The sequence below is a fragment of the Erythrobacter sp. genome (assembly GCF_024305245.1).
Classification (GTDB): domain Bacteria; phylum Pseudomonadota; class Alphaproteobacteria; order Sphingomonadales; family Sphingomonadaceae; genus Erythrobacter.
The window spans coordinates 482,052-499,067 of sequence record NZ_JAMWYX010000001.1 but is presented as its reverse complement, the minus strand read 5'-3'; the positions used below and the strand labels follow the sequence as shown (position 1 = coordinate 499,067).

Annotated in this window: 19 protein-coding genes; 10 read left to right on the top strand and 9 right to left on the bottom strand. The window is 63.8% G+C overall.

All coding sequences use genetic code 11. The features are described from left to right. Nucleotides 1-8 precede the first annotated feature (8 nt). The 5 genes from ilvC to miaA form a co-directional block, all read right to left on the bottom strand. Entirely contained in the window at nt 9-1,028 is a 1,020-nt protein-coding gene (gene ilvC, locus Q0L48_RS02490) for a ketol-acid reductoisomerase (protein WP_296716814.1), read from the bottom strand. A 38-nt stretch (nt 1,029-1,066) separates the two neighbouring features. Then, nucleotides 1,067-1,582 carry an acetolactate synthase small subunit gene (gene ilvN, locus Q0L48_RS02485; RefSeq protein ID WP_296716812.1) on the bottom strand — a complete coding sequence of 172 codons (516 nt, stop codon included), beginning with the start codon at nt 1,580-1,582 and terminating at the stop codon, nt 1,067-1,069. Then, nucleotides 1,579-1,761 (bottom strand): hypothetical protein, encoded by a 183-nt coding sequence (locus tag Q0L48_RS02480; RefSeq protein WP_296716808.1) that lies wholly within the window; start codon nt 1,759-1,761, stop codon nt 1,579-1,581. The genes ilvN and Q0L48_RS02480 overlap by 4 nt, the downstream gene beginning before the upstream one ends. Next, nucleotides 1,761-3,506: a biosynthetic-type acetolactate synthase large subunit gene (ilvB, locus tag Q0L48_RS02475; RefSeq protein ID WP_296717113.1), complete on the bottom strand. Its 1,746-nt coding sequence runs from the start codon at nt 3,504-3,506 to the stop codon at nt 1,761-1,763. Before ilvB ends, Q0L48_RS02480 begins: the two co-directional genes overlap by 1 nt. A 165-nt stretch (nt 3,507-3,671) precedes the next feature. Then, on the bottom strand, nt 3,672-4,628 hold the full coding sequence (gene miaA, locus Q0L48_RS02470) for a tRNA (adenosine(37)-N6)-dimethylallyltransferase MiaA (protein WP_296716806.1): 957 nt from the start codon (nt 4,626-4,628) through the stop codon (nt 3,672-3,674). On the opposite strand from miaA, the gene serB reads away from it, so the two are divergent. Both serB and Q0L48_RS02460 read left to right on the top strand, forming a co-directional pair. Next, nucleotides 4,621-5,493, top strand: coding sequence for a phosphoserine phosphatase SerB (gene serB / locus Q0L48_RS02465; RefSeq protein WP_296717111.1), 873 nt, complete (start codon nt 4,621-4,623; stop codon nt 5,491-5,493). The genes miaA and serB overlap by 8 nt on opposite strands. 132 nt (nt 5,494-5,625) lie before the next feature. After that, nucleotides 5,626-6,462: a Coq4 family protein gene (locus Q0L48_RS02460; protein WP_296716803.1), complete on the top strand. Its 837-nt coding sequence runs from the start codon at nt 5,626-5,628 to the stop codon at nt 6,460-6,462. Between the two features lie 6 nt (nt 6,463-6,468). On the opposite strand, the gene Q0L48_RS02455 is transcribed toward Q0L48_RS02460, so the two are convergent. Continuing rightward, complete coding sequence (locus tag Q0L48_RS02455; RefSeq protein ID WP_296716801.1) at nt 6,469-7,155, bottom strand: nitroreductase family protein; 687 nt, start codon at nt 7,153-7,155, stop codon at nt 6,469-6,471. A 107-nt stretch (nt 7,156-7,262) separates the two neighbouring features. Here Q0L48_RS02455 and Q0L48_RS02450 point away from each other — a divergent pair, with 107 nt between their 5' ends. Then, nucleotides 7,263-8,060 carry a Coq4 family protein gene (locus Q0L48_RS02450; RefSeq protein ID WP_296716798.1) on the top strand — a complete coding sequence of 266 codons (798 nt, stop codon included), beginning with the start codon at nt 7,263-7,265 and terminating at the stop codon, nt 8,058-8,060. A 10-nt stretch (nt 8,061-8,070) separates the two neighbouring features. Here Q0L48_RS02450 and purL read toward each other — a convergent pair whose 3' ends face one another. Genes purL through Q0L48_RS02435 form a run of 3 tightly spaced genes read right to left on the bottom strand, consistent with a single transcriptional unit; the run spans nt 8,071 to nt 11,447 of the window. Next, on the bottom strand, nt 8,071-10,323 hold the full coding sequence (gene purL / locus Q0L48_RS02445) for a phosphoribosylformylglycinamidine synthase subunit PurL (protein ID WP_296716796.1): 2,253 nt from the start codon (nt 10,321-10,323) through the stop codon (nt 8,071-8,073). A gap of 28 nt (nt 10,324-10,351) precedes the next feature. Further along, nucleotides 10,352-11,026, bottom strand: a complete 675-nt coding sequence (locus tag Q0L48_RS02440; RefSeq protein WP_296716795.1) for a hypothetical protein — start codon at nt 11,024-11,026, stop codon at nt 10,352-10,354. 1 nt (nt 11,027) lies between these two features. Beyond that, the gene (locus Q0L48_RS02435; RefSeq protein WP_296716794.1) at nt 11,028-11,447 is read right to left on the bottom strand and encodes a DUF2177 family protein; all 420 of its coding nucleotides are present in this window, start codon (nt 11,445-11,447) and stop codon (nt 11,028-11,030) included. Between the two features lie 71 nt (nt 11,448-11,518). Here Q0L48_RS02435 and Q0L48_RS02430 point away from each other — a divergent pair, with 71 nt between their 5' ends. The 7 genes from Q0L48_RS02430 (at nt 11,519) to Q0L48_RS02400 (ending at nt 16,896) form a co-directional block, all read left to right on the top strand. After that, nucleotides 11,519-11,800: an exodeoxyribonuclease VII small subunit gene (locus Q0L48_RS02430; protein ID WP_296716792.1), complete on the top strand. Its 282-nt coding sequence runs from the start codon at nt 11,519-11,521 to the stop codon at nt 11,798-11,800. A gap of 4 nt (nt 11,801-11,804) precedes the next feature. Further along, on the top strand, nt 11,805-12,716 hold the full coding sequence (locus Q0L48_RS02425; protein ID WP_296716790.1) for a polyprenyl synthetase family protein: 912 nt from the start codon (nt 11,805-11,807) through the stop codon (nt 12,714-12,716). A 27-nt stretch (nt 12,717-12,743) separates the two neighbouring features. Then, nucleotides 12,744-13,256: a pantetheine-phosphate adenylyltransferase gene (gene coaD, locus Q0L48_RS02420; RefSeq protein WP_296716787.1), complete on the top strand. Its 513-nt coding sequence runs from the start codon at nt 12,744-12,746 to the stop codon at nt 13,254-13,256. 85 nt (nt 13,257-13,341) lie between these two features. Then, a complete protein-coding gene (locus Q0L48_RS02415; RefSeq protein ID WP_296716785.1) occupies nt 13,342-14,082 on the top strand; it encodes a peptidylprolyl isomerase in 741 nt (246 codons plus the stop codon). A gap of 42 nt (nt 14,083-14,124) precedes the next feature. Further along, on the top strand, nt 14,125-15,177 hold the full coding sequence (gene queA, locus Q0L48_RS02410) for a tRNA preQ1(34) S-adenosylmethionine ribosyltransferase-isomerase QueA (RefSeq protein WP_296716782.1): 1,053 nt from the start codon (nt 14,125-14,127) through the stop codon (nt 15,175-15,177). A 10-nt stretch (nt 15,178-15,187) separates the two neighbouring features. Next, nucleotides 15,188-16,129 carry an ABC transporter ATP-binding protein gene (locus tag Q0L48_RS02405; protein ID WP_296716779.1) on the top strand — a complete coding sequence of 314 codons (942 nt, stop codon included), beginning with the start codon at nt 15,188-15,190 and terminating at the stop codon, nt 16,127-16,129. Beyond that, complete coding sequence (locus Q0L48_RS02400) at nt 16,129-16,896, top strand: ABC transporter permease (protein WP_296716776.1); 768 nt, start codon at nt 16,129-16,131, stop codon at nt 16,894-16,896. The genes Q0L48_RS02405 and Q0L48_RS02400 overlap by 1 nt, the downstream gene beginning before the upstream one ends. The last annotated feature ends 120 nt before the right edge of the window (nt 16,897-17,016 follow it).

The window sequence follows — 17,016 nt, the reverse complement described above, 5'->3', positions numbered from 1 at the left end:
TTCCGCTGTCAGTTCTTCGACTTGTCGACCAGCTTGTTCGCACCGATCCACGGCATCATGGCGCGCAGCTCCGCCCCGGTCTTTTCGATCGGGTGCGCTTCTGCAGCCTTGCGGGCGGCCTTGAGCTCGGGCTGGCCGGCGCGGTTATCGAGCACGAAGTTTTTCACGAAGCGGCCCGACTGGATATCCGCCAGCACGCGCTTCATTTCGGCCTTGGTTTCATCGGTGATGATGCGCGGGCCTGTGGTGATGTCGCCATATTCGGCGGTGTTGCTGATCGAATAGCGCATGTTGGCGATGCCGCCTTCATACAGCAGATCGACGATCAGCTTGGTTTCGTGGAGGCATTCGAAATAGGCCATTTCGGGGGCGTATCCGGCTTCGACCAACGTTTCGAAACCGGCCTGGATCAGGTGCGTGATTCCGCCGCACAGCACCGCCTGTTCACCGAACAGATCTGTTTCGCATTCTTCCTTGAAGTTGGTTTCGATAATGCCCGAACGCCCGCCGCCGACGGCGCTGGCATAAGCAAGCGCAACATCATGCGCCGCGCCGCTCGCATCCTGATGGATCGCGATCAGGCAGGGCACGCCGCCGCCGCGCACGTATTCGGAGCGGACGGTGTGGCCCGGCCCCTTGGGCGCGATCATGATGACGTCGATGTCCGACGGCGCTTCGATCAGGCCGAAATGGATGTTGAGGCCGTGCGCAAAGGCCAGCGCGCTGCCGGGCTTCATGTGGCCCTTGATGTCGTTTTCCCAGATGCCCGCCTGATGTTCGTCCGGCGCGAGGATCATCAATACGTCAGCCCATTGAGCGGCGGCGGTGTTGGTGAGCACCTTGAACCCGGCGGCTTCGACCTTCTTGGCGGTGGCCGAACCTTCGCGCAGCGCAATGGCGACTTCGGCAACGCCGCTGTCGCGCAGGTTCTGGGCGTGGGCGTGGCCTTGGCTGCCATAGCCGACGATCGCGACTTTCTTGGGCTTGATCAGATCGAGATCGGCGTCGGCGTCGTAATAGACTTTCATCAATGTTCTCTCTTATACATTGTATTCAGTGAATTTGTTCAGGCCCCATCGGCCCCGCGCAGCATTCCGACGATGCCGGTGCGGCCGACTTCGACCAGCCCCAGTTCGCGCATCAGGGCGATGAAGCTGTCGACCTTGTCGGGCGGGCCGGTGATTTCGAAGATGAAGCTTCCGGTGGTGGTGTCGACGGGCCGCGCGCGGAAGATATCGGCGAGCCGCAGCGCCTCCACCCGCTTCTCGCCCGTGCCGGTGACCTTGATCAGCGCCAGTTCGCGCTCGACATGCGGGCCGGCGGTGGTGAGGTCGACGACCTTGTGCACCGGCACCAACCGTTCCAGCTGCGCCTCGATCTGGTCGATCACCTGCGGCGGCCCGTTGGTAACGATGGTGATGCGGCTAAGGGCATGGTCTTCGGTAATGTCGGCCACGGTCAGGCTGTCGATGTTGTATCCACGCGCGGTAAACAGCCCGGTGATCTTGGCGAGGATCCCCGGTTCATTATCGACCGTGACGGCGAGCACATGGCGCTCGGAAGCTGCTTCGGTGATTTTCATGGTTGCTGGCTCGGCAGATCGATTGTGACGGAATGGCTCGGGATCGGGATCAGGAGCAGGCTTACGGCAATCACGATGTCGATCATCCCCCAAGCATGATCCTTGCGTCTGAATTCACGGATGCCGAGAACGACCAACCAGATCGCAGCGACGACCGGTACGAAAACCCAGTAAGGCATCAAACGAGCGCCTTGGCTTCGTCGTCCATCGTGCCTTCGACCGTGTCGCCGTACAGCAGCATGTCGGTGTGTGCTGCCCCGCTGGGGATCATCGGCAGGCAGTTGGCATCCTGCGCGACGAGGCAATCGACCATCACCGGCCCATCATGCGCGAGCATCGCGGCGATGCCTTCATCAAGCTCGCTTTCGTCGTGGATGCGGATGCCCTTCCAGCCGTAAGCCTCGGCCAGTCGGACGAAATCGGGCAGGCTGTCGGAATAGGAGTTCGAATAGCGGCTTTCATAGGTCAGTTCCTGCCACTGGCGGACCATGCCCATATATTCGTTGTTGAGGATGAACACCTTCACCGGCAGGCGATACTGGCTGGCGGTGCCCAGTTCCTGAATGTTCATCTGGATGCTCGCCTCGCCCGCAATGTCGATCACCAGCGCATCGGGGTGGCCCAGCTGCGCCCCGATGGCGGCAGGGAGGCCGTATCCCATCGTGCCGAGGCCGCCGCTGGTCAGCCACTTGTTGGGATCGTCGAAGCGGAAATACTGCGCCGCCCACATCTGGTGCTGGCCCACTTCGGTCGAGATGATCGGCTTTTGCTTGTGAGTGAGGGCGTAAAGCCGTTCGACCGCCTTTTGCGGCATGATCATGTTCGGGTGCTTCACCGACCGTTCGGGATAGGCAAGGCATTCGCGTGCGCGCCAGCCTGCAATCCGCGCCTTCCAGTCGCCCAGATCGCGGGGTTTGCGATCTCCCCATGCCTCGATCATCTGGCCCAGAACCGTGCCGCAATCGCCGACGATGCCGAGTTCGACCGGCACCGTCTTGTTGATCGATGACCGGTCGATATCGATGTGGATCTTCTTGGAATCAGGGCTGAACGCATCGAGCCTGCCCGTCACCCGGTCATCGAAGCGCGCGCCGATGCAGACCATCACGTCGGCCTTGTTCATCGCCATGTTGGCTTCGTAGGTGCCGTGCATCCCCAGCATCCCCAGCCAATCGGGATGTACGCTTGGAAATGAGCCGAGGCCCATCAGCGTCGAAGTGACCGGCGCGCCGGTGATGTCCTGCAGCTGCCGCAGCAATTCGCTCGCTTGCGGGCCGGAATTGATCACCCCGCCGCCGGTGTAGAAGATCGGACGTTCGGCAGCGGCGATCATGTCGATCGCTTCTATGATCTGCTCGGCAGGCGCGACCGTCTGCGGCGCATAACGGTGCGAGCCGGGACGCAGGAACGCGCGGCGGGTCGAGGGAACCGCTATCTGCACGTCCTTGGGAATGTCGATCACCACCGGGCCGGGGCGGCCTGTGGTGGCGATGCGGAACGCCTCTTCGATCGTCGCGGCGAGATCGGCCGGGTCTTTGACCAGATAATTATGCTTGGTGCAGTGGCGCGTGATGCCGATGGTGTCGGCTTCCTGAAACGCGTCGGTCCCGATCAGCGCGGTCGGCACCTGGCCGGTGATGACCACCAGCGGGATCGAATCCATCCATGCATCGGCAATCCCGGTGATGGCATTGGTCGCGCCGGGGCCGGAGGTGACCAGCACCACGCCGGGCTTGCCGGTGGCGCGGGCATAGCCTTCCGCCGCGTGGGCCGCGCCTGCTTCATGCCGGACGAGGATGTGGCGAATACGCTCATCACCGAAAAGTTCGTCATAGATCGGCAGTACTGCGCCGCCGGGATAGCCGAACACGAATTCGACACCCTGCTCTATCAGGCATTGCACAAGGATCGCCGCGCCGCTGATCGGGGCAGTGTCTGGTCGGGCATGATCCGGCTGGCCGGGCACGGGGAACTCCATCATCGCAAAAGAGGCGTCGGCTATACCAACAAAACCGGCCCGACGCAGGGGGGGGAGCGCATCGGGCCGAGTGAGATTGCCGCTATCGGTTATAATCTGACGGGTCAACCCCTAATCGCGCAATATTGATGCGAAATGCTCGTCAATGTCGATATATTCGAATTCGGCTTCAGGCGCGACCCGGGGCCATTCCCCGGGGGGCTGGCGCCGGAACCATGTGAATTGCCGCTTGGCATAGTTGCGTGTGGCCTGCTGTCCGGCGGCGATCATGTCCGCCTCGGTCAGATCGCTGGCCAGAAAAGCGGCGATTTCCGGCACGCCAATGGCGCGCATCACCGGCAGATCCGGGTCGAGATCGCGTGCCAGCAGTGCCTCCACCTCTGCGACCGCGCCGGATCGCAGCATCGCCTCGAACCGCTGGTCGCAGCGCGAATAGAGCCATGCACGGTCGGGAAGCAGGATCAGCGGATGGAGCGTCACTTCCTCCCCGATCCCGCCCGCCTTCGCCAGCTGCCAATCGCCCAGCGTCACGCCGGTCGAGCGCTTGACCTCGAGCGCGCGGGCGATGCGCTGGCCGTCGCCAGGATCGAGTTCGGCGGCGCGCTGCGGATCTTCGATCTGCAGCAGCTTGTAGGCGGCATCCTGCGTCATCGCGCGCACCGTTGCGCGCACGTCGGGGTCGATTTCCGGGATAGGGGCAATGCCTTCGAGCAGCACCTTGAGATATAGGCCCGTCCCGCCGACAAGGATCGGCACCGCACCGGCCGCGTGGCAATCGGCGATTTCGGCCTTTGCCCGCGTCGCCCACGCCGCTGCCGAGCACGCCTCCGCGCCGTCCCACGCGCCGAACAGGCGGTGTTCGATCCCCTCCATCTCATCCTCGGACGGGCGCGCGGACAGAACTTGCAGGTCGGCATAGACCTGCGCGCTGTCGGCGTTGATGACCACACCCGTACGCCCGGCTTCGGCCAGGCGATGGGCGAGGGCGAGCGCAATCGCGCTCTTGCCGCTGGCGGTCGGCCCTGCAATGAGCGCCAGCGGTAAAGGTGGAGATGTGACGATGCTCATAGCCCGGCTGATAGCAGACGCAGCGACAAGGGAAACACGTCTCGATGCAATGGTCGATGCGCTGAAGGGCGAGGGCGCGGCGCTCGCCTCGGCGGCGCTGCTGGCGGGCGAGGAAGTGCTGGAAATGCGCTTTGCCACCGGTGAGCCGGACACGGTGCTGGCCGCAATCGACCGCCACTTTGCACCCGCCGATATGCTGGTGAGCCGCGATACCATCGAAATGCCCAAAGTGTTCGTATCGGACATGGATTCGACCATGATCGGGCAGGAATGCATCGACGAACTGGCGGATTACGCGGGATTGAAGCCGCAAATCGCCGCCATCACCGAGCGCGCGATGCAGGGGGAACTCGATTTTGTCGCCGCACTGCGCGAACGTGTCGCTCTGCTCGAAGGGCTCGAGGAAAGCGCGGTAAGCACCTGTCTCGACGAGCGGATCACCCCCACGCCAGGCGCGCGGGCGCTGGTGGCGACACTAGCCGCGCATGGTGCGCGCACGGTCTTGGTGACCGGCGGGTTTCACCACTTCGCCGATCCGGTGGGCGAAATGCTCGGGTTCGACCGGGTGGTGGGCAACCGGCTCGAAGTTGCAGGCGGACGGCTTACCGGCGGATTGCTGGGCGGAATCGTCGACAGCGGTGTGAAGGCGCAAGTGCTGCGCGAGGAAGCGGGCGAGGGCCGCATCAGCATTGCCACTGGCGACGGCGCCAATGACATCCCGATGATCGAAGCGGCCACTTACGGCTTTGCCTATCGCGCCAAGCCCAAGGCACGCGCGGCCGCCAACGGCCGGGTCGATCATGGTGATCTGAGCGCGGTGCTGAGTCTGCTTGGGATCCCGCGCAAGGAGTGGCGCGCGGCCTGATCGGGCGCCGTCCGGTCACGCGTGAGGGGCAGTCCATCGAAGAAAGGGTTTTGATTCGGGACGCGAATCGCTTATTTACACTGATGTAAGCATTCCGTGGCATTCCCCGCACGCCAATCAGGACCAAAGCTAATGACCGCCACCGCCGCAGAGTACAGCCAGATGTTCGCCGCCGACGGGACGGTTCTGCGCCACCCTGACCGGGTGCCGCCGCGCTATCGCCCGTTGCGCGCCTGGAAGAACTTTCGCCTGCTGATCGCGGACAAGGAAGACACCAGCCTGGTGTTCAAGATTTTCGAATCGCTGCCTTCGCGCACCTTCCTGCCGCGGGTGGCGGAGCTGGCATTGTCCGATCATGGCGAACAACTGCGCCGCACCGAGCCGCGCCTGCCCGAAATTCTCGACGATCACGTCGCGCTGCGCCGCACGCCCAAGGGCAGTCTGGCGCATGCCTATTGCGATTTCATGGAGGCCGAAGGGCTGTCGGCCGCAGGTCTTGTGGCCGAGGCCGAGCGGCTCGGTCGGCCCAAATACCCCGATCTGGTGCAGTGGTTCATGGAGCGGTCGCGCGATACCCATGATCTGTTCCACATTCTGACCGGCTATGGCCGCGACGCGCTGGGCGAACAATGTGTGCTGCTGTTCACCCACGGCCAGTCGCCCAGTCAGGGCCACCTGCTGATCGGTTACGCCGGAGCGGCCAATATCAAGAAGATGGTCAAGGGCAGCGAGGCACCGGTGTTCGGTGCTGTGCGGCAGGCGCATCGCACCGGCAAGGGCGCGCCGCGGCTGATCGAACAGCCGATCCGCGCACTGCTGGCGCAGCCGCTCGAGAGCGTACGCGCGCAGATGAATATCCCGGCGCCGACGCAATATCGCGAATGCCATCGCATCTGGCAAAGCGAAGGGATCAATCCCTACAACCTGCTTTCCAGCGAGAACACGTCGCAGGAATTGGCAGCGGCTTAAATCTGTTCAGAGCCAGCTGGCGATCTGCGCCAGCGGCTTCTTGATCAGCGCTTTCGCCGGCACGGTGGCATCGGCCGCCGGGTGGCCTGCAACCACGATCATCACCGGCTTTTCCCATTCCGGACGCCCGCACACCTCGCGCAGAAACCCCATGGGGGAAGGCGTGTGGGTCAGCGTTGCCAGCCCGGCCTGGTGCAAGGTCGCCAGCAGCATGCCGCAAGCGATCCCGACGCTTTCATTGACGTAGTAGTTCTGGGTGGCCCCGTCCTCGTCGATGCCGCCCTTGCGCTGCGCGAACACCACGATGAGGTAAGGCGCGGTCTCAAGGAACGGCTTGTCTGCGTCCGTCCCGAGATCGGCCAGCGCGGCGAGCCATTCTGCCGAAGCCTTGGGATAATCCCCGTCCGCCCCGTAGAACCGCCGCTCTTCGGCCTCGGCGGATTCGCGAATCGCGCGCTTCTTTTCGGGCGATGCGACCACGGCGAAGTGCCATGGCTGGTGGTTGGCCCCGCTTGGCGCGCTGCCTGCGGCGGTGATTGCCGCTTCGATAATCTCCCGCGGCACCGGATCGGCGGCAAACCAGCGACAGGTGCGGCGCTGCTTGAGGCTTTCGGCCATCGCCTTGGCGCGGGCAATGCCCTCGGCGTCGGTAAGGCGGGGCAGGGTGTAGGGGATTGGTTCGGGTTCGGGCATGGGCACGCTTTTGACCTCGATCAACAAGGGATTGGACACTATACTGACATCAATGTAAGTAAGGCAACGCGGACCCGGTTCGCGACTCGAATGAAGGACGTTACACGATGGCCCTGCTCGATCTTCCGCTGGTTGCCCCGGACCGCAAGGTTTCGGGCTTTCGTCCGCTCAAGGTGCTGCACCATTTCGGCAAGCTGGTCGAGGACAAGGAGGACACCGAGCAGGTGTTCCACATCATCGAAGCGACCAAGGGCAGGCGCAGCCATGCACAGGCGCGGGATTTCATCACCTCGCCTGAAGGCCAGCGTTTCCTGCGTAACAAGGTCGATATTCCCGCGATGCTCGACGATCACGATCGTTGGGCCGATTGCGGGCCGAACACGGTGGCGGCGCATTACATCGCCTTCATGAAGCGCGAAGGGCTGTCAGCAGCCGGTCTGGTGGCGGAAAGTCACAAGTGGGCGCCGCCCGAAAATCTGCCGCGCGACCTGACCCAGTGGTATTTCGATCGCCTGCGCGACACGCATGATCTGTTCCATGTGCTGAGCGGTTATGGGCGCGACGCGCTGGGCGAAACCAGTCTGCTCGCCTTCAGCTACCAGCAGAACCACAACACCGGCATTCTGTTCATCGCCTATGCCGGTGCGCGCCAGATCAAGAAGATGAGCGGCACGAAAGCGCCGATCTTTGCCGCGATCAAGGAAGGGCGCCGGCTGGGCAAAGCTGCGGCCAAGATTTCGCATCAGGACATCGCCGCGCTGATGCGCGAAGATATCGATGTAGCGCGGGCGCGGCTGAATATCGGCCTGCCCGAAGTGTACCGGCAGTGCCTCGCGACCCTCGAAAGCGAAGGCACCATGCGTGAACAGCTGACGCTGGGCGGGGCAGGGGCGCAGGCCGCTTAAGGCGCGCCTTTTACCCCTCCATCCAATCATCGAAGAACCGCTGGTTCGCGGCGCGCAGTTCGCTGAGCGGGATGCCCAGCACATCGCCGCCGCCGACAGTGCCGATCCGCTGGAACCCGATCTGCGCGGTGTCCTCGTCACGGGTGCCCTTGGCGAGCGCGGCATTGAGCGCCGCCACATCGGGCACTGTCACCAGATAGCGGCCCTGATCCTCACCGAACCACCACTGCGCGGGGGTGTAATCGGGGTTGCCCGCCAGATCGGCGTCCGCCCCGATGCCGCCTGCCAGCGCCATCTCGGCCAGCGCCACGGCCAGCCCGCCGTCGGACAGATCGTGCACGGCATTCACCAGCCCATCGGCGATCAACTCGTGGATAATCGCGCCCGCAGTGCGCTCGACCACCAGATCGGTGGGCGGGGTGCGGCCGTCCTCCAGCCCCTTGATGATCTTGAGCCACAGCGAACGACCGAGATGCGAACGCGTCGGATCGGGCTTGGCCCAGAACTCCGGCCCGACGAGGTAGATCGCATCACCCGCAGCCTTGAAGTGCATTGTCATCATCTTCGACAAATCGTTGATGATGCCGACGCCGCCGATGGCCGGGGTGGGCAGGATTGCGCTGCCGCCGCCGGTCGCCTTCGATTCGTTGTAAAGGCTGACATTGCCCGACACGATCGGGAAATCGAGCGCGCGGCAGGCATCGCCCATGCCCTCCAATGCGTGCACGATCTGGGCCATGATTTCGGGGCGCTGCGGGTTGGCGAAGTTGAGGCAATTGGTCACCGCCAGCGGCCGCGCGCCGACCGCGCACAGGTTGCGGTAAGCCTCGGCAATCGCCTGCTTGCCGCCTTCATAGGGGTCGGCGAACACGTAGCGCGGGGTGCAATCGGTGGTGATTGCCAGCGCCTTGCCGGTGCCGTGCACCCGCACCACGCCCGCATCGCCGCCGGTCTGGAGCGTATCCGCGCCAACCTGCGAATCGTACTGTTCCGCAATCCAGCGCCGCGATGCGAGATCGGGCGAACCCATCATGGTCAGCAGATCAGCAGCGATATCATCGCTCGCCGGCACTTCGGCGAGCGGCTTGATACCTGCCCAAGCCTTGTACTCGGCCTTGGAGAGATAGGGCCGGTCGTATAGCGGCGCATCATCGGCGAGCGGGGCGAGGGGGATGTCGCACACGACTTCGCCGTTGAATTCGAGCACCATGTGGCCCCCGTCTTCAAGCGCATCGGTGACCTCGCCGATCACCGCGAAGTCCAGTTCCCACTTGGTGAAGATCGCCTCTGCCTCAGCCTCGCGGCCCGGCTTTAGCACCATCAGCATCCGTTCCTGGCTCTCTGACAGCATCATCTCGTAAGGGGTCATGCCCTCCTCGCGGCACGGCACCGCGTTCATGTCGAGCCGGATGCCTGCGCCGCCCTTGCTCGCCATTTCGACGCTGGAGCTGGTCAGCCCCGCTGCGCCCATGTCCTGAATCGCGACGATTGCATCGGTCGCCATCAGTTCGAGGCAGGCTTCGATCAGCAGCTTTTCGGTGAACGGATCGCCGACCTGCACCGTCGGGCGCTTGGCCTCGGCATCCTCGCCGAAATCGGCGCTCGCCATGGTCGCGCCGTGGATGCCGTCGCGCCCGGTCTTGCTGCCGACATAGACGATCGGATTGCCGACGCCGGTGGCCGCCGAGTAGAAAATCTTGTCGGTATTGGCGACGCCCACCGTCATCGCGTTGACGAGGATATTGCCGTCGTAAGCCGGGTGGAAGTTCGTCTCGCCCGCCACAGTCGGCACGCCGACGCAATTGCCATAGCCGCCGATGCCCGCGACCACGCCTTGCACCAGATGCTTCATCTTGGGGTGTTCGGGCCGTCCGAATCGCAGTGCGTTGGCATTGGCGATGGGCCGCGCGCCCATGGTGAACACATCGCGCAAAATGCCGCCCACGCCCGTCGCCGCGCCCTGATAGGGCTCGATATAGGAGGGGTGGTTGTGGCTCTCCATCTTGAAGATCGCCGCCTGACCATCGCCAATGTCGATCACGCCCGCGTTCTCGCCCGGTCCGCAGATCACCCACGGGGCTTCGGTCGGCAGCTTCTTGAGGTGCAGGCGCGAGGATTTGTAGCTGCAATGCTCCGACCACATCACCGAAAAGATGCCGAGTTCGATGAGGTTCGGCTCGCGGCCCAATGCGGCGAGGACGCGCTCGTATTCCTCGGGCGAGAGGCCGTGCTGTTCGACGATTTCGGGGGTAATGGCAGACATGTGGGGACTCCTTGGCCGCCCCCCTAAATCACTGCTCGCCGAAGGCCAAGCCGCCGCGTTTCTGGAACCAGCGATTCTCCCCCACCCACAGCGCAAGGGCGGTCATGATAGCAAAGGCTAGCAACGCCTGCAGATACAGCAACGCGCCCGCCTGTTCGGGATGCGGGCCGAACCAGTTGACCGCCTGCAACAGCAGCATCACTCCCAAGAGCACCAGCGGCGGGCCGAGCGGGCCGCGCGTGCGGCGCACGTAGAACGCAAAAGCGCCGCCCACCAGCAGCAGTTCCAGCGGCATTGCGACAGCCGGGTAGTTCCACAATCCCAGCCCCAGCTTGGGCGGATCGCCGTTGATGGTGAGATCGGGTACATGCACCAGCCAGTCGAGCAACCAGTGCGAAACCACCACCAGTCCCGCCAGAACTCCGGCAAATGCATCGCGCTGGGCCAGTGCCACCACCAGCAGGCAGGCCAGCGCCCAGATTCCGGCGCCCAGCAGGCTGTGGGTATAGGGCATGTGATAGAGATCGAGCGGTACCATCACGCTCGCACCGGGATCGACCCGCAGCTTTTCGACCCCGATCAGCGCGAGCCCGAAAAATCCCCAATCGATCAGCTGCGCGGCAACGAACAGCGTGCCGAGCCGCGGGCTGCGCGGGCTGACTGCAGCGGCGACAAGGGCCGGAGCGAAGTGACCGATGAACATGTCAGGCGGGCATCACCGAAGGGGCGAACCGCAGCGCGACATAGGTGGCAATCCCGCTCGCCATGCCGGTCGCGAATGCGCCCCACAGGATGTCGAGAACACTGATATGGGTCGCCCACACCTTGAACACGGCCTGCGACGTTAGGTCGAAAGTGGCATAGCACAGCGCGCCCAGCAGAATGCCGTTGAGCACCGCAGCCTGCACCGTACCGCTATCGAGGCCCGGCTTGATCGCGAACCAGGTCATCCCGGCGAGGTAGATCAGATAGAACACCCCGGCTGCAGCGACGTTGAAATCCTTGGCCATGATGTCGCCGATCACCGGACGATAGAGGTTTCCCGCCGCCCAGCGCAGCCAGATCGCATCCAGCACACCAAAGGCGATAGCCGCCGTCACGTAGGCGATGATCCATTTCAACATCTGTCTGCAATTCCCTGTTTCGTAGCCCCGCCCACTACTGGCAGCCTTGACCGGGCAGGCTTGCCTCGTCAATGCTCATGACCATGGACGAGGGCACAGCATCACCGGCGGCACAGCCGGATATATCGAAAATGAGCTTCGAGCAGGCGCTGGCCGCGCTCGAACAGATCGTGCAGCAGCTCGAACGCGGCGACGTGCCCCTCGATCAGTCGATCAGCCTGTACGAACGCGGCGAGGCGCTACGGCTTGCGTGCCAGCAACGGCTCGATGCGGCGCAGGCGCGGATCGAGAAGATCGTGACCGGTGCCGATGGCCGCGCGGCGGGCACTCGGCCGTTCGACGCGGAAAGCTGACGTGATGCTGGCGCAAACGGGGGGCAGTATGCTGAGCGACGCGATCGCAAGCGTTCAGGCCGATATCGATTCACTGTTCGATGCGCTGTTGCCGGTACCGGACGATACCAGCGCGCGTCTGGTCGAGGCGATGCGCTATGCCGCGATTGGCGGGGGCAAGCGGGTGCGCCCGTTGCTGGTGTGCAGCACCGCCAGCCTGTTCGGCGTGTCTCGCGATGCCGCGCTGCGGGCGGGCGCGGCGATCGAGGCGATCCATGTCTATTCGCTGATCCACGATGATCTGCCGTGCATGGACAATGACGATCTGCGCCACGGCAAACCGACCTTGCACAAGGTCTATGACGAGGCGACCGCAGTGCTGGCGGGCGATGCGCTCCACGCGCTGGCGTTCGAGGTTCTGGCCGATGACGAAACCAGCGCGGACCCCTTCGTGCGTTCCGAACTGATCGCCACGCTGGGCAAGGCATCGGGGATGCACGGCATGGCCGGCGGGCAGATGATGGATATGGTCGCGGACGAGGAAGGCGTGACCTATGACCTTCACACCATCACCCGCCTGCAACAGCTGAAAACCGGCGCGCTGCTGGCCGCCAGTGTTGAAATGGGCGCGATTCTGGGCCGGGTCGCACCGCAGGGCCGGGCGCACTTGCGCGCCTATGCCCGCGACATCGGGCTCGCGTTCCAGATCGCCGACGACCTGCTTGATGTGGTGGGTGACGAGGAAAAGGCGGGCAAGGCGCTGCGCAAGGACGACGAACAGGGCAAACAGACCTTCGTCACCTTGATGGGTGCGGACAAGGCCCGCGAACAGGCGCGCGCACTGGTCGATCAGGCAGTGCTGCGGCTCGCATCATACGGCCCCGAAGCCGACATCCTGCGCGCGCTGGCCCGCTATATCGTCGAGCGGGATCGCTGATCCCCTCAAGCCACAAGGACAACCGCGATGACACGCCGCGTCGGGATCTATCCCGGAACTTTCGATCCCATCACCCTGGGCCACGCCGACATCATCCGGCGCGGGTCGAAGCTGGTCGACTGGCTGATCATCGGGGTCACCACCAATCCATCGAAGAACCCGATGTTCTCGACCGAGGAACGCTTCCGCATGGTCGAACGCGAGGTCGCCAATCTGGGCCTCGGCAATGTCGAGGTGGTGGGGTTCAACGCGCTGCTGGTGAAGTTCGCGCAGAAACAGGGCGCCAGCGTCATCATTCGCGGGCTGCGGGCCGTCGCCGATTTCGAATACGAATATCAGATGGCCGGCATGAACCAGCAGCTCGACGACGACATCGAAACCGTGTTCCTGATGGCGGATGTCTCGCTCCAGCCGATCGCGTCGAAACTGGTCAAGGAAATTGCGCTGTATGGCGGGGATATAGCGCGGTTCGTCAGTCCGCCGGTGTGTACCGAAGTCGAGGCGCGGGTCCGCGAACTGGGCTTGAAGGGCGATTATTGAACCCGCCTTGTCGACAGCCCGTCGCTTCGTTCATTGAAGTGTCAGCCCGGCATGGTTACACGGCGCGTCTGCTACGGAAGAAATGATGATCAAAGCCACGCTCCCTACCGCCCTTGGCGCGCTTTTCCTGCTTGCATCGGCGCATCCCGCGCTGGCGCAGCAACAACGCGATGATACGCCTCCGGTCGCTTTCGGCGATAATGTCGACAAGGACGACGAGGACGAGGCTGAAGCCGCCGTCGCCGCGCCGCGCCGCTTCGGACCGATCAACTATGATCCTGCCGTCGAGCCGGAGAATGTCTGGGTGCTCGATCTATCGAACGGCGAACGGGTCAAAATCCGGCTGATGGCCGACTGGGCGCCCGCCCATGTCGAACGGATCAAGAAGCTGACCCGCGACGGCTTTTACAGCGGCGTGATCTTCCACCGCGTGATCGAAGGCTTCATGGCGCAGGGCGGCGATCCCACCGGCACCGGTCAGGGCGCTTCGGACCTGCCCGACCTGGAGGCTGAGTTCAATCCGATGCCGCATGTGCGCGGCACGGTGTCGATGGCCCGCGCGAGCGAGGAAGACAGCGCCAACAGCCAGTTCTTCATCGTGTTCTATCCGCGCTTCAGTCTCGACAAGAATTACACCAATTTCGGCCGCGTGATCGAGAACATGGACGCGGTGGACGCGATCAATCGCGGCGAGCCGCCCGCCGATCCGACCTATATCGTGCAAGCCTCGCTGGCGAGCGACAACGTGCCGCCGCCGCCTCCACCGGCTGCTCCGGTCGACACGGCGCCGATCACTGCCGATATGCTGAGCAGCCCGCTGAGCTAAAGTCCTTTTCGTGGATGCCGCGCCGCGCTAGGCGCGCTGCCCATGAAAGTTGACCTGTTCGATTTCGAGCTTCCGCCGGAACGCATCGCCTTGCGTCCGGTCCGTCCGCGCGATGCGGCGCGGATGCTGGTGGTGCGCGGGGCTGATGCACCGTTCGAGGATCGGCCGTTCGAAGACTGGGGCGTTCGCGATCTGCCTGATCTGCTCAACCCCGGCGATGTGCTGGTGTTCAACGATACCCGTGTGATTCCCGCCCAGCTCGAAGGTCGCCGTGCGGACGGCGAAGCGAAGATTGGCGCAACGCTGCACAAGCGGATCGATCTGCGTCGCTGGCAGGCTTTCATCCGCAATGCCAAACGGGTGAAACTGGGCGATACGCTGGTGTTCGGCGGCGGTGTGACCGCCCTTGCCGAGCAGCGCCATGATGATGGATCCATCACGCTGCTGTTCGAAGGCGAGGAACCGGTCGAAGTGTTGCTCGACCGGGCAGGCACCATGCCGCTGCCGCCCTACATCGCCTCCAAACGCGGGGTCGACCATCAAGATCTCGAAGATTACCAGACGATGTTCGCGGCGGAGAAGGGCGCAGTGGCGGCCCCCACCGCCTCGCTGCATTTCACCCAGAGGCTGGTCGATGCGCTGGACGCGCGCGGAATCGGCCGGGCAATGCTGACGCTGCATGTCGGGGCAGGCACGTTTCTGCCCGTGAAGGCGGAGGACACCGACGACCACCGGATGCACGCCGAATTCGGGCGCATTTCACAGGCCACCGCCACACAGCTCAACGAAGCGCGAGCCAAGGGGGGGCGGATCATAGCGGTCGGCACCACCTCGCTGCGCCTGCTGGAAAGCGCGGTCGATGAAAGCGGGATCATTCAACCGTTCGCGGGGGACACGGCCATTTTCATCACGCCCGGTTACAAACTCCGCGCCGTCGACGGGTTGATGACCAATTTCCACCTGCCCAAATCGACGCTGATGATGCTGGTCAGTGCGCTGATGGGGCGCGAACGGATGATGGCAGCCTATACCCACGCCATCGCCAACGAATATCGTTTCTATTCCTATGGTGACTCATCGCTGCTGCTGCCCTAGCCACTGGTGCATGCCCGAATCCATTCTCGAAATCAGCGGCCTGTCGAAGGTCTACAAGGGCGGCACGCGGGCGCTCGACAACGTCGATCTGTCGATCCGCAAGGGTGAGATTTTCGCGCTGCTCGGTCCGAACGGTGCGGGCAAGACCACGCTGATCGGTGCGGTGTGCGGGCTGGTGCGGCCCAGCAGCGGCACGATGACCGCCTTCGGGCACGATCTTGCGCGCGACTGGCGGCGGGCGAGGGCGCGGATCGGGCTGGTGCCGCAGGAACTCGCCACCGACATGTTCGAGACGGTCTGGCGCGCGGTCGCTTACTCGCAGGGCCTGTTCGGCAAACCCTATGATGCCGAGCGGCTTGAGGATATCCTCAAAGGCCTCTCGCTGTGGGACAAGCGCGATGCGCAGATCCGTGCGCTTTCGGGCGGGATGAAGCGCCGGGTGCTGATCGCCAAGGCGCTGGCGCATGACCCCGAACTGCTGTTCCTCGATGAACCCACCGCAGGCGTGGACGTGGAGCTCAGAAAAAGCATGTGGCAGCAGATCGCTGCGCTGAAAGAACGTGGCGTCACCATCATCCTCACCACCCATTATATCGAGGAGGCCGAGGAGATGGCCGATCGCGTCGGCATCATTCAGGGCGGTCGCATCCTGATGGTCGATGAAAAGCGCGCAATGATGGAGCGCTTGGGCACCACCGAAGCTGTGATCGCGCTGGCCGCGCCGCTCGCTGCCTTGCCGCCGGAAATCGCCGCTTTCCCGGTCGAACTGGACGCCGGCCGCACGTGCCTGACCTATCGCGGCGGAAACGGGCAGGGCGGAGGCCGCGCTCAGGTGGCGCAGCTGGCCCAGGCATTGACCCGCGCAGGCATCGAATATCTCAGCCTCGATATCCACGATTCCTCGCTGGAGGATATCTTCGTCGGACTGCTGGGCGAAGGGCGGGCCGCGTGATGCATTTCAACGTCCGCAGCGCCTATGCGATCTACCGCCGCGAAATGAGCCGCGCCTTCCGCACGGCGTTCCAGTCGATCCTTTCGCCGGTGCTGACCACTTCGCTTTATTTCGTGGTGTTCGGATCGGTGATCGGCGCTCGGATGGAGCCGATCGGCGGGGTGCCTTACGGCGCTTTCATCATTCCCGGCCTGCTGATGCTGACCCTGCTGGGCGAAACCACCAGCAATGCCAGCTTCGGCATCTACATGCCGCGCTTCACCGGCACGATCTACGAATTGCTGTCCGCGCCGGTCGGTGTGGCCGAGACGCTGGCGGGATTCGTCGGCGCGGCAATGACCAAGGGGCTGATCCTTGCTGCGATCATCCTCGCCACGGCGACTTTGTTTGTGGATTACCAGATCGCCCATCCGGTGTTCGCCGCGTTCTACATCATGCTGGTGGCGTCCAGTTTCGCGCTGTTCGGCTTCATCCTGGGCATTTGGGCCGATTCGTTCGAGAAGCTGGGTATCATCCCGCTGCTGCTCCTTACGCCGCTGACATTTCTGGGCGGCACTTTCTATTCGATCCGCGATCTGCCCGCGCCGTGGGATGCGGTGGCGCTCGCCAATCCCATCGCCTTTCTGGTGAGCGGACTGCGTTGGACCTTCTATGGCACCGCCGATGTGCCGATTGCCGTGTCGCTCGGCCTGACGCTCGGCTTCCTCGCGCTGTGCGTCGTCATCATCACGGTGATCTTCCGCACCGGATGGCGCCTGCGCGAGTAATCGGAGCGGGTCTGCCGGCGCACTCTGTCGAACAGCAAATGTCGTCCGTCCGACACGAGCGACAACTGGTCGCCCTGTTCATGTGGCAGAAAGTCACCGAATCCTAGTGGCTTGCCTACC

Excerpts from the sequence above, each read along its gene's own strand:
- Q0L48_RS02400 (WP_296716776.1), top strand. The coding sequence starts at position 16,129 with ATGCATTTCAACGTCCGCAGCGCCTATGCGATCTACCGCCGCGAAATG.
- Q0L48_RS02430 (WP_296716792.1), top strand. The coding sequence starts at position 11,519 with ATGCTCATGACCATGGACGAGGGCACAGCATCACCGGCGGCACAGCCG.
- purL (WP_296716796.1), bottom strand. The coding sequence starts at position 10,323 with ATGTCTGCCATTACCCCCGAAATCGTCGAACAGCACGGCCTCTCGCCC.
- serB (WP_296717111.1), top strand. The coding sequence starts at position 4,621 with ATGCTCATAGCCCGGCTGATAGCAGACGCAGCGACAAGGGAAACACGT.
- ilvN (WP_296716812.1), bottom strand. The coding sequence starts at position 1,582 with ATGAAAATCACCGAAGCAGCTTCCGAGCGCCATGTGCTCGCCGTCACG.
- Q0L48_RS02425 (WP_296716790.1), top strand. The coding sequence starts at position 11,805 with ATGCTGGCGCAAACGGGGGGCAGTATGCTGAGCGACGCGATCGCAAGC.
- queA (WP_296716782.1), top strand. The coding sequence starts at position 14,125 with ATGAAAGTTGACCTGTTCGATTTCGAGCTTCCGCCGGAACGCATCGCC.
- Q0L48_RS02415 (WP_296716785.1), top strand. The coding sequence starts at position 13,342 with ATGATCAAAGCCACGCTCCCTACCGCCCTTGGCGCGCTTTTCCTGCTT.
- Q0L48_RS02440 (WP_296716795.1), bottom strand. The coding sequence starts at position 11,026 with ATGTTCATCGGTCACTTCGCTCCGGCCCTTGTCGCCGCTGCAGTCAGC.
- Q0L48_RS02455 (WP_296716801.1), bottom strand. The coding sequence starts at position 7,155 with ATGCCCGAACCCGAACCAATCCCCTACACCCTGCCCCGCCTTACCGAC.
- Q0L48_RS02435 (WP_296716794.1), bottom strand. The coding sequence starts at position 11,447 with ATGTTGAAATGGATCATCGCCTACGTGACGGCGGCTATCGCCTTTGGT.
- Q0L48_RS02480 (WP_296716808.1), bottom strand. The coding sequence starts at position 1,761 with ATGCCTTACTGGGTTTTCGTACCGGTCGTCGCTGCGATCTGGTTGGTC.
- Q0L48_RS02405 (WP_296716779.1), top strand. The coding sequence starts at position 15,188 with ATGCCCGAATCCATTCTCGAAATCAGCGGCCTGTCGAAGGTCTACAAG.
- miaA (WP_296716806.1), bottom strand. The coding sequence starts at position 4,628 with ATGAGCATCGTCACATCTCCACCTTTACCGCTGGCGCTCATTGCAGGG.
- coaD (WP_296716787.1), top strand. The coding sequence starts at position 12,744 with ATGACACGCCGCGTCGGGATCTATCCCGGAACTTTCGATCCCATCACC.
- ilvC (WP_296716814.1), bottom strand. The coding sequence starts at position 1,028 with ATGAAAGTCTATTACGACGCCGACGCCGATCTCGATCTGATCAAGCCC.
- Q0L48_RS02450 (WP_296716798.1), top strand. The coding sequence starts at position 7,263 with ATGGCCCTGCTCGATCTTCCGCTGGTTGCCCCGGACCGCAAGGTTTCG.
- Q0L48_RS02460 (WP_296716803.1), top strand. The coding sequence starts at position 5,626 with ATGACCGCCACCGCCGCAGAGTACAGCCAGATGTTCGCCGCCGACGGG.